General features: G+C 67.3%; 12 protein-coding genes and 1 tRNA gene. 8 read left to right on the top strand and 5 right to left on the bottom strand.

Translation table 11 applies throughout. The features are described 5' to 3' along the window. The first annotated feature begins 52 nt into the window (after nt 1-52). Nucleotides 53-370 (top strand): PilZ domain-containing protein, encoded by a 318-nt coding sequence (locus GQR91_RS11805; RefSeq protein ID WP_149681613.1) that lies wholly within the window; start codon nt 53-55, stop codon nt 368-370. Between the two features lie 6 nt (nt 371-376). On the opposite strand, the gene recG is transcribed toward GQR91_RS11805, so the two are convergent. Further along, nucleotides 377-2,425, bottom strand: coding sequence for an ATP-dependent DNA helicase RecG (gene recG / locus GQR91_RS11800; RefSeq protein ID WP_149681614.1), 2,049 nt, complete (start codon nt 2,423-2,425; stop codon nt 377-379). A gap of 72 nt (nt 2,426-2,497) precedes the next feature. Between recG and GQR91_RS11795 the strand changes: the two genes are divergently transcribed. Together GQR91_RS11795 and mfd are read left to right on the top strand one after the other, a co-directional pair. Continuing rightward, the gene (locus GQR91_RS11795; RefSeq protein WP_149681615.1) at nt 2,498-2,764 is read left to right on the top strand and encodes an FAD assembly factor SdhE; all 267 of its coding nucleotides are present in this window, start codon (nt 2,498-2,500) and stop codon (nt 2,762-2,764) included. Nucleotides 2,765-2,911: 147 nt separating this feature from the next. Then, complete coding sequence (mfd, locus tag GQR91_RS11790; protein ID WP_149681616.1) at nt 2,912-6,373, top strand: transcription-repair coupling factor; 3,462 nt, start codon at nt 2,912-2,914, stop codon at nt 6,371-6,373. 125 nt (nt 6,374-6,498) lie between these two features. On the opposite strand, the gene GQR91_RS11785 is transcribed toward mfd, so the two are convergent. Together GQR91_RS11785 and GQR91_RS11780 are read right to left on the bottom strand one after the other, a co-directional pair. Next, on the bottom strand, nt 6,499-6,909 hold the full coding sequence (locus GQR91_RS11785) for a YybH family protein (protein WP_235903907.1): 411 nt from the start codon (nt 6,907-6,909) through the stop codon (nt 6,499-6,501). Continuing rightward, nucleotides 6,906-8,570: a GGDEF domain-containing phosphodiesterase gene (locus tag GQR91_RS11780; protein WP_149681617.1), complete on the bottom strand. Its 1,665-nt coding sequence runs from the start codon at nt 8,568-8,570 to the stop codon at nt 6,906-6,908. Before GQR91_RS11780 ends, GQR91_RS11785 begins: the two co-directional genes overlap by 4 nt. Nucleotides 8,571-8,653: 83 nt before the next feature. Here GQR91_RS11780 and moaA point away from each other — a divergent pair, with 83 nt between their 5' ends. From moaA to GQR91_RS11765, 3 genes are all read left to right on the top strand, one after another. Further along, nucleotides 8,654-9,664, top strand: coding sequence for a GTP 3',8-cyclase MoaA (gene moaA, locus GQR91_RS11775; protein ID WP_149681979.1), 1,011 nt, complete (start codon nt 8,654-8,656; stop codon nt 9,662-9,664). After that, the gene (locus GQR91_RS11770; RefSeq protein ID WP_149681618.1) at nt 9,661-10,440 is read left to right on the top strand and encodes an NAD kinase; all 780 of its coding nucleotides are present in this window, start codon (nt 9,661-9,663) and stop codon (nt 10,438-10,440) included. Before moaA ends, GQR91_RS11770 begins: the two co-directional genes overlap by 4 nt. Nucleotides 10,441-10,511: 71 nt before the next feature. After that, a tRNA-Asn gene (locus tag GQR91_RS11765) sits at nt 10,512-10,586 on the top strand. Between the two features lie 265 nt (nt 10,587-10,851). On the opposite strand, the gene GQR91_RS11760 is transcribed toward GQR91_RS11765, so the two are convergent. Next, nucleotides 10,852-11,229, bottom strand: a complete 378-nt coding sequence (locus GQR91_RS11760) for a glycine zipper 2TM domain-containing protein (RefSeq protein ID WP_149681980.1) — start codon at nt 11,227-11,229, stop codon at nt 10,852-10,854. A 91-nt stretch (nt 11,230-11,320) separates the two neighbouring features. Here GQR91_RS11760 and GQR91_RS11755 point away from each other — a divergent pair, with 91 nt between their 5' ends. Together GQR91_RS11755 and GQR91_RS11750 are read left to right on the top strand one after the other, a co-directional pair. Next, nucleotides 11,321-11,740, top strand: coding sequence for a secondary thiamine-phosphate synthase enzyme YjbQ (locus tag GQR91_RS11755; protein ID WP_149681619.1), 420 nt, complete (start codon nt 11,321-11,323; stop codon nt 11,738-11,740). A 110-nt stretch (nt 11,741-11,850) separates the two neighbouring features. After that, nucleotides 11,851-12,438: a CC0125/CC1285 family lipoprotein gene (locus GQR91_RS11750; protein ID WP_112382428.1), complete on the top strand. Its 588-nt coding sequence runs from the start codon at nt 11,851-11,853 to the stop codon at nt 12,436-12,438. A 69-nt stretch (nt 12,439-12,507) separates the two neighbouring features. Here GQR91_RS11750 and secA read toward each other — a convergent pair whose 3' ends face one another. Beyond that, the gene (gene secA, locus GQR91_RS11745) at nt 12,508-15,252 is read right to left on the bottom strand and encodes a preprotein translocase subunit SecA (RefSeq protein ID WP_149681620.1); all 2,745 of its coding nucleotides are present in this window, start codon (nt 15,250-15,252) and stop codon (nt 12,508-12,510) included. Nucleotides 15,253-15,349 lie beyond the last annotated feature (97 nt).

Raw genomic sequence — 15,349 nt, 5'->3', positions numbered from 1 at the left:
TTTTTCAACCATTGTGGGTTTAACCGTATTGGTGTGAAGCGGGGGTACGGGGATGAATTGGGCAGCAACGGCACATAACCATGAAGATCGCGGCGAGCCGCGGCACGAGGTGTTTTACCGCACCAGTGCCGTCGCTGCCAATGGCAGCAGGATCGCGATCGTCATCGTCAACGTCTCCGGCGGCGGCCTGATGGCGCGGTGCATCGACACGCTGAACGTCGGGGACCGGATCGACGTCCAGCTGCCGGTTCTGGGCAGCGCCACGGCCGAGATACGCTGGGCGCTCGGCGGCCGGATCGGCTGCCAGTTCGACCGGCCGGTGCCCACCCATTCCTATTTCCCGTTCCTGTCCGCGCTGCGCGGTAACTGATCGCGCTCAGCCCGAGCGCAGCAGCGCCACGCCCGTCTCGCGTTCGAACAGGTACAATGCCGTCCGCGCCGCCTGCCCGCGCGGCCCCTGCAACCCGCCGTCGCGGTCGATCAACAACCGGGCATCGTCCTGCGCGCACTGGATCAGGTCGTTCAGCATCTCCGGTGCGACCAGCCTGAACGCCAACTCACCCGACTGACGTTTGCCGAGCAGGTCGCCGGCCCCGCGCAGCCGCAGATCCTCCTCCGCGATCCGGAAACCGTCATTGGTCTCGCGCATCAACGCGAGGCGCGCGCGCGACGTCTCCGACAGCGCATTGCCCCGCAGCAACAGGCAGCGCGACAGCCCCCCGCCCCGCCCGACGCGCCCCCGCAACTGATGGAGCTGCGCCAGTCCGAACCGGTCGGCATGCTCGATCACGATCAGCCGTGCATTGGGTACGTCGACGCCGACCTCGATCACGGTGGTGGCGACCAGCACGCCCAGCCGGTTGTCCGCGAACGCCTCCATCACCGCGTCCTTTTCCGCCGGCTTCATCTTGCCGTGGATCAGGCCGACCCGGTCGCCGAACAGCGCGCGCAGCGATTCCGCCCGCATCTCGGCGGCGGCGAGGTCGGACTTCTCGCTTTCCTCGACCAGCGGGCACACCCAGTAAGCCTGCCCGCCATCGGCCAGATGGCGGCCGAGTCCGGCGGCGACTTCGTCCAGCCGCTCCTCGGATACGACCCGCGTCTCGATCGGCTCGCGCCCGGGCGGCATCTCGTCCAGCCGGCTGACGTCCATCTCGCCGTAATTGGCGAGCGTCAGGGTGCGCGGGATGGGCGTCGCGGTCATCGCCAGGACGTGCGGACTGCGCCCCTTTTCCTGCAGCATCATGCGCTGCTGCACGCCGAAACGATGCTGTTCGTCCACCACCACCAGGCTGAGGTCGCGGTAGGTGACGCCTTCCTGAAAGATGGCGTGCGTGCCGACCAATATGTCGATCTCGCCGGCCGCCAGCGCCATCAGCGTCGCCTCGCGCGCCCGCCCCTTGTCGCGGCCGGTCAGCACCCCGATCTGCACCGGAAGGCCCGCCAGCGTCCGGCGCAGCGTTTCGTAATGCTGGCGCGCCAGGATCTCGGTCGGCGCCAGCATCGCACCCTGCGTCCCCGCCTCCACCGCGATCAGCAGCGCCATCGCGGCGACCAGCGTCTTGCCCGCGCCCACATCACCCTGCAACAGACGCAGCATCGGCGCCTCCTGCGCCAGATCGCCCTCGATCTCGCGCACCGTGCGGTCCTGCGCCCCCGTCAACCGATACGGCAACCGCAGCATGTCGCGCAGGCGCCCGTCCCCCTTCAGCGCCCGGCCCCGCCGCCGCCGCGAATCGGCGCGCACCAGCGTCATCGCCAGTTGGTTGGCGAACACCTCGTCATAGCCCAGCCGCTCGCGCGCCTTGGCGTCGGTGGGGTCGGCATGGATCCGCGCCAGCGCATCGCGCCAGTCGGGCCAGCCGCGCGCGGCCTTCAGCCCCGGCTCGATCCATTCGGGCAAGACCGGCGCCCGCTCGATCGCCTGCGCGGCGAACCCCGCGATCCGGCGCGAGGTCAGCCCCTCCGACAGCGGATAGATCGCCTCGCGCATCGCAAAGGCCTCGTCATCCTCGCCAACCTCGGGGTGGACGATCTGGAGCGTGTCGCCATAAAGGTCGAGCCGCCCGGACACGCGGCGCGGCTCGCCCACCGGCAACTGCCGCTTCGCCCAGCCGGCCGATCCGCCGAAATAGACCAGCGCGACGGTATTGCCGCGTGCATCCTCGGCAATCACCCGCGCCGGCCCGCGCCCGGCCGGGCTGCGATGCTCGCGCGGGGTCAGCGTGATCGCAATCACGCGGCCGGCGTCGGAGGTCATCAGTTCGTCGCGGGGCAGCCGGTCGATATGGCCGGTCGGCAGATGGAAGGCGACGTCGACCACGCGACGAAGGTCCAGCCGGTCCAGCGGCTTGGCAAGGCCGGGGCCCACGCCTTTCAGCGCGGTCACCTCGGCGAACAGCGGATTGAGGATATCGGGACGCATGACTACATGCCGCCTATACCGCACCCGACGGCCGCCGCCAGCGTCCGCCGGGCACCATTTGTTGGGAGCCCCATGGACCACGCCATCCGTCTGAAACGCCTGCGCTTTCGCAGCTGGCACCGCGGCACCAAGGAGGCCGACCTGATGATCGGCGGCTTTTTCGACCGGCATCACCAGGACTGGACGCCCGAGCAGACCGACTGGTTCGAGGCGCTGCTGGAGGAACAGGACGTGGATATCATGGCCTGGGCGATCGGCACCCAACCCTGTCCCCCGCGTTGGGAGGGCCCGATGATGCAGACGATGCGCGACCTGGACTTCGTGCCGATCGCGAAGTGACCTTTGCCCCCTCTCCCCCCGGGGAGAGGGTCGGGGTGAGGGGGTGCCACAGGCGGAAACGCTGACTGGCACCCCCTCACCCTCCCCACGGCTGCGCCGCGGGTCTCCTCCCTCTCCCCGTCGGGGCGAGGGCCTAGTGGAAATATCATGCCCGACCTGAAGACGATCCTGTCCGCCACCACCCCGCTCACCCTGTCCGGCGTGCCCGCGGGGTTCCAGCCGTCGCTGCTCGCCGATCTGGCGCGTGCGGCGGGACGCGTCGTCTTTATCGCTAGCGACGATGCGCAGATGCGCGCGATCGCCGGCACCGCACCCTATTTCGCGCCCGAGCTGGAGGTCATCCAGATCCCGGCCTGGGACTGCCTGCCCTATGACCGCGCCTCGCCGACGCTGCGCATCATGGCGGAGCGGATCGCCGGCCTGCACCGGTTGCAGGCCAGGGCGAAGGCACCGCAACTCGTGCTGACCACCGCCAATGCCGCGACGCAGCGGGTGCTGACCCCGTTCCGCATCCGCCAGCTCGTCGCCAAGCTGGCGCCCGGCGAGCGGATCGACCTCGACCGGCTGGCGGCGCTGTTGCAGGCGAACGGCTATGTCCGGACCGAGACGGTGCACGACCAGGGCGAATATGCGGTGCGCGGCGGTCTGGTCGACCTGTTCCCCAGCGGGGCGGAACAGGCGCTGCGCCTCGACTTCTTTGGCGACGAGATCGAAAGCGTCCGCACCTTCGATCCCGGCGACCAGCGGACCACCGGCCGGATCGAAGGCTTCACCCTGCTGCCTGCGTCCGAGGCGCTGCTCGACGAAGAATCGATCAAGCGGTTCCGCACCCGCTATCGCGAGACGTTCGGCGCGACCGCGACCGGCGACCCGCTCTATCAGGCGATCTCCGACGGGCGGCGGCTGGCCGGCATGGAACATTGGCTCCCCTTGTTCGAGGACAAGCTGGCGACGCTCTTCGACCATCTGGGCGATGCGGTCGTGGTCCGCGACGCCGGCGTCGCCCAGGCGGCGGAAGGCCGGTTCGAGGCGGTCGCCGACTATTATGAGAACCGCAAGCGGGCCGAGGGCGCACAGCCGGGCAGCTATCGTCCCCTGCCCGCCAAGGCACTGTATCTGGCGCCCAAGGAATGGGCCCCCGCGCTGGAGGCGGCGACCGCACATTTGACCACGCCGTTCCACGAGCCGGAAAGCCGGACCGTGCTCGACTTCGGCGTCGACAATGCCCGCGACTTCGCGCCCGAACGCGCCAACCAGGCGAATGTCTACGAGGCGGTGGTCGCGCATATCGCGGCCTTGCGCAAACAGGGGCGCAAGCCCGTCCTCGCCAGCTATTCGGTCGGTGCGCGCGAACGGCTGACCAGCCTGCTCAAGGATCATGGGCTGAAGGGCGCCAAGGCGGCGGATGGCTGGCAGGAGGCGCTGGGCATCGCCGATACGGGCAAGAGCTTCGGCGTCGCGATGATCGTCCTGCCGCTCGACCATGGCTTCACCGCGCCCGACGTGTCGGTGCTGACCGAACAGGACATGCTGGGCGACCGGCTCGTGCGCCGTGCGAAGCGCCGCAAGTCGGCGGACGCCTTCCTTGCCGAACTCGCTACGCTGTCGCCCGGCGATCTCGTGGTCCATGCCGATCACGGCATCGCGCGCTACGAGGGGCTGACCTCGGTGCCGGTCGGCAAGAGCCCGCACGACTGCGTTGCCCTGTCCTATGCCGGCGGCGACAAGCTGTACGTGCCGGTCGAGAATCTGGAAGTTCTGACCCGCTACGGATCGGGCGAGGACGGCGCCACCCTCGACCGGCTGGGTGGCGAGGCGTGGCAGCGGCGCAAGTCGAAGATGAAGGAGCGCATCCGCGAGATTGCGGGTGAACTGATCGCCACCGCTGCCGAGCGCGCGCTACGCCCCGGCGAGCTGGCGGAGCCGGATACCGCCGGCTATCCCAGCTTCGTCGATCGCTTCCCCTACGAGGAAACCGACGATCAGGACCGCGCGATCCAGGATGTGCTGGGTGACCTTGCCGCGGGCAAGCCGATGGACCGGCTGATCGTCGGCGATGTCGGCTTCGGCAAGACCGAGGTGGCGCTGCGCGCCGCCTTTGTCGCGGCGATGGCGGGGATGCAGGTCGCGGTGGTCTGTCCCACGACCCTGCTCGCGCGCCAGCATTACAACAACTTCGTCCAGCGGTTCGAGGGCTTTCCGATCAAGATCGGGCGGCTGTCGCGCCTCGTCACCGCCGCGGAGTCGAAGAAGGTGAAGGAGGGCGCCGCATCGGGCGACCTCGACATCGTCGTCGGCACGCACGCGCTGCTGGCCAAGAATGTCGAGTTCAAGCGCCTCGGCCTCGTCGTGGTCGACGAGGAACAGCGCTTCGGCGTGACGCACAAGGAACGGCTGAAGGCGCTGAAGGCCGACGTCCACATGCTGACGCTGACCGCCACGCCGATCCCGCGCACGCTGCAGATGGCGATGTCGGGTCTGCGCGAGCTGTCCGTCATCCAGACCCCGCCGGTCGATCGCCTGGCGGTGCGCACCTATGTCATGCCGTGGGACCCGGTGGTGCTGCGCGAGGCCCTGCTGCGCGAGCATTATCGCGGCGGCCAGAGCTTCCTTGTCACCCCGCGCGTCGCCGACCTGCCCGATCTGGAGGAGTTCCTGCGCAACGAGGTGCCCGAGGTCCGTTACGTCGTCGCGCACGGCCAGATGTCCGCCACCGAGGTGGAGGAGCGCATGTCGGCCTTTTACGACAAGAAGTTCGAGGTGCTGGTCTCCACCACCATCATCGAAAGCGGCATCGACATCGCGTCCGCCAACACGATGATCGTCAACCGCGCCGACCGCTTCGGCCTGGCGCAACTCTACCAGCTTCGCGGGCGCGTCGGTCGCGCCAAGACGCGCGCCTATGCCTACCTCGTCACCCCGCCCGAGCGGCAGATGACCGATGCCGCGGAAAAGCGGTTGAAGGTGCTGTCCGACCTCGACTCGCTGGGCGCCGGCTTCCAGCTTGCCAGCCACGATCTCGACATTCGCGGTGCCGGCAATCTGCTGGGCGACGAACAATCCGGGCATATCAAGGAAGTCGGCTACGAACTCTACCAGTCCATGCTGGAGGAGGCGATCCTGGAGGCCAAGTCCGGCGGCGCGTTCGAGCGTCCGCGCGACTTCAGCCCCCAGATCACGGTCGATGCGCCGATCCTGATCCCGGACGATTACGTCCCCGACCTCGACCTGCGCATGGGACTGTACCGCCGCCTGAACGACCTCGAAAAGCATGCCGAGATCGAATCCTTCGCGGCCGAGATGATCGATCGCTTCGGCCCGCTGCCCGATGCGACCGACAACCTCATCCAGGTCATCAAGATCAAGCTGAATGCCAAGAAGGCCTGTGTGTCGAAGATGGATGTGGGGCCGAAGGGCGTGCTGGTGTCGTTCCACGACAACAAGCCCGCCGATGTCGACGGCCTGTTCGCCTATGTCGACCGGCTGAAGGATGTCGCCAAGCTGCGTCCCGATGGCAAGCTGGTCGTCAACCGCGCCTGGCCCGACGCCAAGGCCCGCCTCCACGGCGCGCTGCAACTGTCCAAGGGGTTGGCCAAGGCGGCGGGGTGAATGCCGGCGCCTGGCGTGTCGGCTTTGAACATAGTTCGTTCGTGCTGAGCGTAGTCGAAGCACAGCCACCAGCGCGTGGCCTTCGACTTCGCTCAGGCCGAACGGATGAAGGATATAGCGTACCCTTAGCTGCTATGATCCGCCACGATCTTCCAGCCACCCGCCCGGCGCTCGAACACCAGCGTGGTCATCCCGCTTTCCTCGCCATTGCCCCCGCGCAGGTGCCAGCGGGCGAAGACCATTCGCCGCTCGCCGATCGGCCGGATCAGCAGATATTCGAACGACAGCCGTCCGCGGCTGTTCGCGCCCCCGGCAAAGCTGGTGCGGTAGCTGTCGGCGATCGCCGCCTTGCCGCGCACCAGTCCGCGCGCACCGACATACACCGCATCGGGCGCATAGATGCCCATGAACCGGTCGAGATTGCCTGCGTCCCACCCGGCCGCACTCGCCGTCATCGCCGCGCGGATGCCCGCCTCGGCCGGATCGCCCGCCTGTGCCGCGACCAGCGCGATCCCGATCGCCATCATGCCCATCATTCGCTCTCCATGATCGCCACCAGTTGCGCCTCGCCCAGCGCCCCTGCCCGCAGGAAGCCCTGGTAGTAATTGCACCCCTCCGCCGCGAGCAGTGCCAGTTGCGCGGAGGTTTCCACCCCTTCGGCGATCACCGCCAGCCCCAGCGACTGCGCCATGGCGATCACCCCGCGCACCACCACCCGGTCGCGCGGCGAGCCCTCGATATCCTGCGTGATCGCCCGGTCGATCTTGAGATAGTCGAGCGGCAGTGCTTTCAGATAGGCGAGGCTGGAATAACCGGTGCCAAAATCGTCGATCGCCACGCGGCACCCCGCCCCGCGCAAGTGGGCGAGCAGCGCCGCGGCGGCGTCGAGATTCTCGATCATCCCCGTCTCGGTGATCTCCACGGTCAGGCGTCCACGCGGGAAGCCGCTGGCGTCGACCCGCTTCAGGAACATCTCGGCAAAGCCGGCGCGCGCAATGTCCGCCGCGGTCAGGTTGATCGACAGCCTCACCCCGTCCAGCGCCTGCGGCCAGCGGGTGGCGCGCGCCAGCGAGATGCGCTGGATGTGATCGGACAGCGCGATGCCCAGATCGGCGCGCTCCGCCGCAGCGAACAGCGGCTCGGCCCCCAGCGGCCCCAGCGTCGGGTGGTACCAGCGCGCCAGCGCCTCGACGCCAACGATCCGCCCCGTCGCGATCTCCACCTGCGGCTGGAACAGCACGTCGATCTCGCCGCGCTCGATCGCATGGTGCAGGTCCACGCCCAGCACGTCCAGCGGCGCCACGCCTTGCGGGTGCGCGACGCGCAGCACTGCGCCATCGCTCGCCTTGGCCTCGGCCAGCGCCTCGCTGGCGCGGCGCAGCAATGCGGCGGCATCGTCGCCCATTTCGCTGCGCGCCAGTCCCAGCCGCGTGCCCAGCAGCACCGGCGATCCCGCCGCCAGCACCGGCCGCGCCAGCGCCCCTTCCAGCGCGGCGGCGATCGCGGCGGCCTCCCCGGCCCCGCCCATGCCCGCCACCACGAAGTTCGACCCGCTCAGCCGCGCGGTGATCGTCGCCTCCCCGAACACTTCCGCCGCCGCCGCCCGGATCCGCGAATCAATCGCGCGCAGCAGCATCGTCCCCGCCGGCCGCCCATGCGCCGCATTCACCAGGTCCAGCCGCGACAGCGACACCATGACGACCACACATGGTCGCCCATGCCCGATCGCCCGTTCGATCCATCCCCCGACGCCCCCCGCCATCTCCGCGTCCCGCGCCCCCCGCCGGTCGCCCGCCATGCGCTCCACATGCCGCGCCGCCAGTGCCAGACCGGCGGACAGCGCCGCGATGTCCGAACAGTGATGCGTCGCCCCGGCGTCGCTTGCGCGCATCGCCAGTGCCGGCGCGCTCAGCACCAGCAGGGCGCCGCCGACCGCCTCCACGCCGGGCGCAAGCCGCTCCGCCGCCGCCAGCATGATGTCGGGGGCATCGCGCGCATCGATCAGCGCGATGCGCGCCGCACCCGCCGCAAAGCGATTCGCGCTCGCATCCTCGGGCTGGACGACCACCGGCTGCCGCCCCGTCTGGACCACCGCGTCGACCAGGGCGCTGTCGGGCACGGGGCCGGGCCGGAACGAAATCAGGACGATGCCCGTTGCCACTACATCCTCGCGCGAATGGATCGTCCCCTGCTTCATCCAACCAGCCTAGCCGCCGTCTCTTTTCCCGCCAATGCGAAACGGACTTGCCGCTCAGGTGCCAAGGTCCTAGCCAAGTGAGCATGGCTCCGGACGTATTTGTGGGTCAGCCCCTGGCCGACCAGCATGGTCGCGTGATCCGCTATCTGCGGATCTCGGTGACCGATCGCTGCGACCTGCGATGCCGCTACTGCATGGCGGAAAACATGACGTTCCTGCCGCGCGCCAAGCTTTTGAGCTTGGAAGAGATCGCCGTCATCGCGGAGCGCTTCATCGCGCGCGGCGTGACCAAGATCCGCCTGTCGGGTGGCGAACCGCTCGTCAGGCGGGATGTCGGCGACCTCGTCCGGCGCCTCGGCCGCCATGTCGGCACCGGGCTGGACGAGCTGACCATGACCACAAATGGGACACGTCTGGCACGATATGCGCCCGAAATGGTCGAAGCCGGTATGGCACGCGTCAATGTCAGCCTCGACAGCCGCGATCCCGACCGCTTCCGCTTCATCACCCGTCATGGCGACGTGGACGGCGTGCTGCGCGGCATCCTCGCCGCGCGCGATGCCGGTCTGGCCGTCAAGATCAACATGGTCGCACTGAAAGGGCTGAACGAGGACGAGATCGCCCCGATGCTGCAATGGTGCATCGACGAGGGGCTGGACCTGTCGCTGATCGAAACCATGCCGCTCGGCGCCATCGACGAGGACCGGGTCGACCGCTTCCTGCCGCTGACCGCCGTGTTCGACGATCTGTCCGCCCGCTTCCCGCTGGCCCGCGCGGCGCATCGCACCGGTGGCCCGGCGCGCTATTGGCGGGTCGAGGGCACGCAGACGCGCCTCGGCCTGATCTCGCCCCTGACCGCGAATTTCTGCGATGGCTGCAACCGGGTCCGGCTGACCACGGAGGGCAAGCTGTTCATGTGCCTGGGTCATGAGGATCAGGTGGATCTGAAAGCCGCATTACGGGCCGGCGGGCTGCCCGCGCTCGATGCCGCGATCGATGCCGGGCTGGCGATCAAGCCGGCGCGCCATGATTTCCGAATCGAAAGCGGTGCCGCCCCCGCCGTGTCGCGACACATGAGCGTCACCGGCGGATGAGCGAGTATGAACGGCGGGCGCTGGTCGCCTCGCCGACACCGCCTGCGCAGCAAGCGGCGGCCGAGCTTCGCGACATGGCCGACTGGGTCGATGCCGAGGACGCCGATGTCGTCATCGCGCTCGGCGGCGACGGGTTCATGCTCCAGACGCTGCACGGCATGCTGGAGCGCCGCAAGCCGCCGGTGCCCGTGTTCGGGATGAACCTGGGCACGGTCGGCTTCCTGATGAACGAATGGCGCAGCTACGGCCTGGAGGAGCGGCTGATGCGGGTACGCCCGTTCAAGGTCACGCCGCTGCAGGCGACGGTGACCGCCGTCGATGGTCGCGTGCACACGCTGCCCGCGATCAACGAGGTCTCGTTGCTGCGCGAGACCCGCCAGACCGCCAATCTGGAAATCAGCGTCAACGACCGCATCGTTATGCCCGAACTCGCCTGCGACGGGATCCTGGTGGCCACGCCCGCCGGGTCCACCGCCTACAACCTGTCGGCGCAGGGGCCGATCCTGCCGCTCGGATCGGGCATGCTGGCGCTCACCCCGATCAGCCCGTTTCGCCCGCGGCGCTGGCGCGGCGCGATCCTGACCGACCGGGCCCGCTTCTCGATCCGCATCCTCGATTCCTCCAAGCGCCCCGTCTCGGCGGTGGCCGACCAGCGCGAGGTGCGCGATGTCGCCCGCGTCGACATCTGCATGGATCGTTCGCGCGAACTGACGCTGCTGTTTGACCCCGAACATGCGCTCGACGACCGGATCACCATGGAGCAATTCGCCTCCTGACGCGCATCCGCAAAAAAGAGGCTTGCAAGCTTTTTCGAGCCGTTTATAGAGCCCCCCACAGCGCCGGACATTCCCTGATAGCTCAGCGGTAGAGCTCTCGACTGTTAATCGAGCGGCCGTAGGTTCGAATCCTACTCAGGGAGCCACCGGCGCTGTAGATCTTCCGCCAACATCTGCTTGAGTCGACAACTCGCACCTGGCGATTTCCTTACCTCCGTTATCACAACCATTATGACAGCCTCTATCGCGCGTGCGTGTCGCGGCGATCAAGGCTGGCCAACGACCGCTCCGTCATGACGGACGAGGGTGGTCGCGCATTTCCCCCGTGCTCGTCCCCTGGCGGCCACCCTCACCCAAAAAGAACGCCGGCGGGTTTCCCCACCGGCGCCCTCATGCCTCGCTGCGAACCGATCAGCGGCAGCGGACCTTGCCGCGATCGACCTCGCGGCCGAGCAGGGCACCGCCGCCTGCGCCGAGCAGGGTGCCGAGCGTGCCGCCGCCGACCAGATTGCCCAGCACACCGCCGCCGACCGCGCCGACCACCAGACCGGTCGTGCCATCGTTGCGACGGCAATAGGTACGGCCATCCTGCCCGCGATAGATCTGGTCGTTCCGGCTCAGGCGCCGCTCACGGTAATTGCCGCGGCGATAGTCGCGGGACGGCTCCCAGTTGCGGTCGTCGCCATGCCAGCGATAGTCACGGTCGCGGCGCTGCGCCTCGACGGGGGCGACGGTCACCGGCACGGCAAGCGTGGCCACCGCCAGGGCTGCAAGCAGGTTCGACTTCATCATGCGTCTCCTCGAGAAGTGCCGGGCTAACGCATGTGCGGGCATGTAGGTCCATTTGAGGCCGTTTGCGCCGCCGAAGCATTGAGACGCCATGCGCCAGGCCACCACGCTTCTTTCCATCGACACGCCCGGACAGGGCCTGTTCGATATCACCCGCCGCGTCACCAGCTGGGTCGACCAGCACGATATGGCGGAGGGGTTGCTGACCTTGTTCTGCCGGCACACCTCTGCCTCGCTGCTGATCCAGGAAAACGCATCGCCCGAGGTGCAGGTCGATCTGCTCGCCTATTTCGCCCGCATCGCGCCCGAGGATGCACGGGCCTATACGCATGATGATGAGGGGGCGGACGATATGCCCGCACATCTGCGCACCGCCCTCACCGGCGTCAACCTGGCGATACCCGTCATCGACCACCGGCTGGCACTCGGCACGTGGCAGTCGCTCTACCTGTTCGAACATCGCCGTCGACGCCACCGGCGATCGATTGCATTGCATTTGATCGGGGCATGACTCCCAACAATTCGTCGCGGGAGCAAACCCGTTCATCGAACGTTCTGAGTTGAACGGGTACGAGCGAACAGGTTCGCCGTCGATGCGGTGGACGGAGAAGGAAAGAGTCCATGCAAATTGGTCGCAAGGCACTGATAGCCGCCCTGACGGCGGGTACTCTGCTCGTCGCGGGCTGCGCGACGGAAACTACGTATCGCCCTGCCACGGGTTCGGGCTTCTATGCCACGGGATATTCAGATCGCCAGATCGAGCCCAACCGCTTCCTGGTGAGCTTCGCCGGTAACACCGTTACCGCGCGCGACACGGTCGAGCGGTATCTGCTGTTCCGCGCGGCGGAACTGACGCTTGCCAACGGTTATGATTATTTCGTGATGGCCGACCGCGATACGCAGTTGCGGTCGCGCACCTATTCGAACCCGACCGCCTTTGGCGGTGGTTTTGGCGGGTTCGGCGGCGGCCTGTGGGGTCCGATGTGGCGCTTCCACGGCGCCGGGTTCGGCTGGCGGTCGTGGGATCCCTTCTGGGGTGGTCCATGGGGTGGCGGCGTCGATATCCGCACCGTCGACCGGTACGAGGCGACGGCCGAGGTGGTGATGCGCAAGGGTCCGATCCCGCGCGACAATCTGCGTGCGTTCGATGCCCGCGCGGTGGTCAATTCGATCGGCCCGACGGTGGTGTTGCCCAAGCCGAAGCGCTGATCGTCGCACGATCCGGCAATCGGTCGTGAAAAAGGGCCGGCGGGGTTTCCCTCGCCGGCCCTTTTCGTATCAGGCGGTCACCGCACCGTGGCAGTGCTTGTATTTGCGCCCCGATCCGCACGGGCATGGCGCGTTGCGGTTGACGCGGCCTTCCCATTCCGCCGGATCGTCGCCGAACGTCTGCGGCTCGGGCTGCGGCGACTGGAGCGGCGGTAACTGCGTCTGGATCAGGCCCAGCGTGCCGGCGTCGATATCGCGCGTATCGTCCTCGCCGGTGAACGGGTCGAAATGCGACGTGATGAAGTCGGGCAGTTCGGGCAATTCCGGCGGCGCCTGGAACTGGAACTGCGCGTGCGCGATGGTGCGCGTCACGTCCTCGCGGATCACGTCCAGCATGCGCTGGAACAGCGAGAACGCCTCCTGCTTATACTCGTTGATCGGCGTCTTCTGCGCATAGGCGCGCAGGTGCACCACCTGGCGCAGCGCATCGAGCGTCGCCAGGTGCTCCTTCCAGTGATGGTCCAGGTTCTGGAGCAGGATCGACTTTTCGACCTGCACCCAGGTGTCGGGCTCCAGCTCCTTGGACTTTGCCTCCACCATCGCATCGGCCTCTGCCGTCACCCGCTCCAGCACGATCTCCGGATCGATCGCCTCTTTGGTCAGCCAGTCGTCGATCGGCGGCTCGATGTTGAGCAGTTCCTTCAACTGCGTCTTCATCCCCGCCACATCCCATTGCTCGGGATAGGAATTGGGCGGGCAGGCACCGCCGACGATCGTGTTCACCGTTTCGGTGCGCATGTCGGCGACCATCTCGCCCACCGTCTCGGCATCCATGATGTCGGCGCGCTGTTCGTAGATGACCTTGCGCTGGTCGTTCATCACGTCGTCATATTCGACGACCTGCTTGCGCACGTCGTAGTTGCGCGCCTCCACCTTTTTCTGCGCGGTCTCGATCGCCTTGGTCAGCCACTTGCTGCCGATCGCCTCGCCATCCTCGATGTTGGAGCGCATCATCTTGGCGAACAGCGTATCGGGTCCGAAGATGCGGAGCAGATCGTCGTCCAGGCTGAGATAGAATCGCGACAGGCCGGGGTCGCCCTGACGACCGGAACGGCCGCGCAACTGGTTGTCGATGCGGCGGCTTTCGTGGCGTTCGGTGCCCAGCACGAACAGGCCGCCGGCCGCCAGCACCGCCTTCTTCTCCGCTGCGATCTCGGCGCGAACGCGCTCGGCGATCGCCTCATATTCGGGCGTGCCCTCGATGAAGTCGGCATGCTCGTCCGACATGCGGAATTCCAGGTTGCCGCCGAGCTGGATGTCGGTGCCGCGGCCCGCCATGTTGGTCGCGATCGTCACCGCGCCCAGCCGGCCGGCCTGCGCCACGATATGCGCCTCCATCTCGTGATAGCGCGCGTTCAGCACCTTGTGCTGCACCCCCTCCTGCATCAGGAATTCCGACAGCAGCTCCGACTTCTCGATCGACACGGTGCCGACCAGCACCGGCTGCCCCTTGGCCGCATGCTCCCCGATCTTGCGCGCGATCGCCCGGAACTTGTCCTGCGTGTTCTTGTAGAACTCGTCTTCCTCGTCGACGCGGGAAATCGGCAGGTTGGTCGGGATGGTGACGACGTTCAGTTTGTAGATGTCGTAGAATTCGGCCGCCTCGGTGGCCGCGGTGCCGGTCATGCCGCCGATCTTGGGATACATGCGGAAATAATTCTGGAAGGTGATCGAGGCCATGGTCTGGTTCTCGGGCTCGATATTGACGCCCTCCTTGGCCTCCACCGCCTGGTGCAGGCCTTCCGACCAGCGGCGTCCGTCCATCATGCGGCCGGTGAACTCGTCGATGATGACGACCTTGCCGTCCTTGACGATGTAGTCGGTGTCGCGCTTGAACATCATGTTCGCACGCAGCGCCTGGTTCAGGTGGTGGACCACCTGCGTGTTCTCGAAATCGTACAGGTTCGCGCCCTGCAGCAGCCCGGCATTCTCCAGCAGCCGCTCGGCCCGCTCGGTGCCCTCCTCGGTCAGGATGATCGAGCGCTGCTTCTCGTCCTTCTCGTAATCGGCTGGCTCCAGCTGCCTCACGATCGCGTCGACACTGATGTACAGCTCGGACTTGTCGTCGGTCGGACCCGAGATGATCAGCGGGGTACGCGCCTCGTCGATCAGAATGGAGTCGACCTCGTCCACAATCGCGAAGTTGAACGCGCGCTGCACCATGCCGGTGCGCTCATACTTCATGTTGTCGCGCAGATAGTCGAACCCGAACTCGTTGTTCGTGCCGTAGGTGATGTCCGCGGCATAGGCGTCGCGCCGCTGCTCGTCGGTCAGGTTCGGGATGATCACGCCGGTGGTGAGCCCCAGGAAGCCATAGACGCGCGCCATCCAGCGGCCGTCGCGATTCGCCAGATAGTCGTTGACGGTGACGACATGCACGCCCTTGCCGGGCAGGGCATTGAGGTAGGTGGCGAGGGTCGCGACCAGCGTCTTGCCCTCACCGGTGCGCATTTCGGCGATCTCGCCGCGGTGAAGCACGATGCCACCGATCATCTGCACATCGTAATGCCGTTGGCCGAGCACGCGCTTGGCCGCCTCGCGCACCGTCGCGAACGCCTCGGGCAGCAGGCTGTCGAGCGTGGCGCCGTTCGCCAGCTGCTCGCGGAACTTCACCGTCTGGCCGGCAAGCTCGGCGTCCGACATCGCCTGCAGCGCGGGTTCGAAGCCGGCAATCTTGGCCAGGATCGGGTTGAGCGACTTGACATATCGGTCGTTGGACGAACCGAAGAAGGACTTGGCGAGGCCGCCGAACATGGGCATTTCCTGTTATCTGAAGGATGCGGGCGCAGCCGCATAGGGGCGCGCCACGCGAGAGTCGTGATGGAGAGATGGGTCCGGCCGCGGCCGGCGC

Origin of the sequence: Sphingomonas carotinifaciens (genome assembly GCF_009789535.1) — a bacterium.
Lineage (GTDB): Bacteria > Pseudomonadota > Alphaproteobacteria > Sphingomonadales > Sphingomonadaceae > Sphingomonas > Sphingomonas carotinifaciens.
This window is presented reverse-complemented; position numbering and strand designations above follow the sequence as displayed.

Coding starts and splice junctions, on each gene's coding strand:
- GQR91_RS11785 (WP_235903907.1), bottom strand. CDS start 6,909: ATGATGGGCATGATGGCGATCGGGATCGCGCTGGTCGCGGCACAGGCG.
- GQR91_RS11795 (WP_149681615.1), top strand. CDS start 2,498: ATGGACCACGCCATCCGTCTGAAACGCCTGCGCTTTCGCAGCTGGCAC.
- secA (WP_149681620.1), bottom strand. CDS start 15,252: ATGTTCGGCGGCCTCGCCAAGTCCTTCTTCGGTTCGTCCAACGACCGA.
- GQR91_RS11780 (WP_149681617.1), bottom strand. CDS start 8,570: ATGAAGCAGGGGACGATCCATTCGCGCGAGGATGTAGTGGCAACGGGC.
- GQR91_RS11750 (WP_112382428.1), top strand. CDS start 11,851: ATGCAAATTGGTCGCAAGGCACTGATAGCCGCCCTGACGGCGGGTACT.
- GQR91_RS11760 (WP_149681980.1), bottom strand. CDS start 11,229: ATGAAGTCGAACCTGCTTGCAGCCCTGGCGGTGGCCACGCTTGCCGTG.
- GQR91_RS11755 (WP_149681619.1), top strand. CDS start 11,321: ATGCGCCAGGCCACCACGCTTCTTTCCATCGACACGCCCGGACAGGGC.
- mfd (WP_149681616.1), top strand. CDS start 2,912: ATGCCCGACCTGAAGACGATCCTGTCCGCCACCACCCCGCTCACCCTG.
- GQR91_RS11770 (WP_149681618.1), top strand. CDS start 9,661: ATGAGCGAGTATGAACGGCGGGCGCTGGTCGCCTCGCCGACACCGCCT.
- GQR91_RS11805 (WP_149681613.1), top strand. CDS start 53: ATGAATTGGGCAGCAACGGCACATAACCATGAAGATCGCGGCGAGCCG.
- recG (WP_149681614.1), bottom strand. CDS start 2,425: ATGCGTCCCGATATCCTCAATCCGCTGTTCGCCGAGGTGACCGCGCTG.
- moaA (WP_149681979.1), top strand. CDS start 8,654: ATGGCTCCGGACGTATTTGTGGGTCAGCCCCTGGCCGACCAGCATGGT.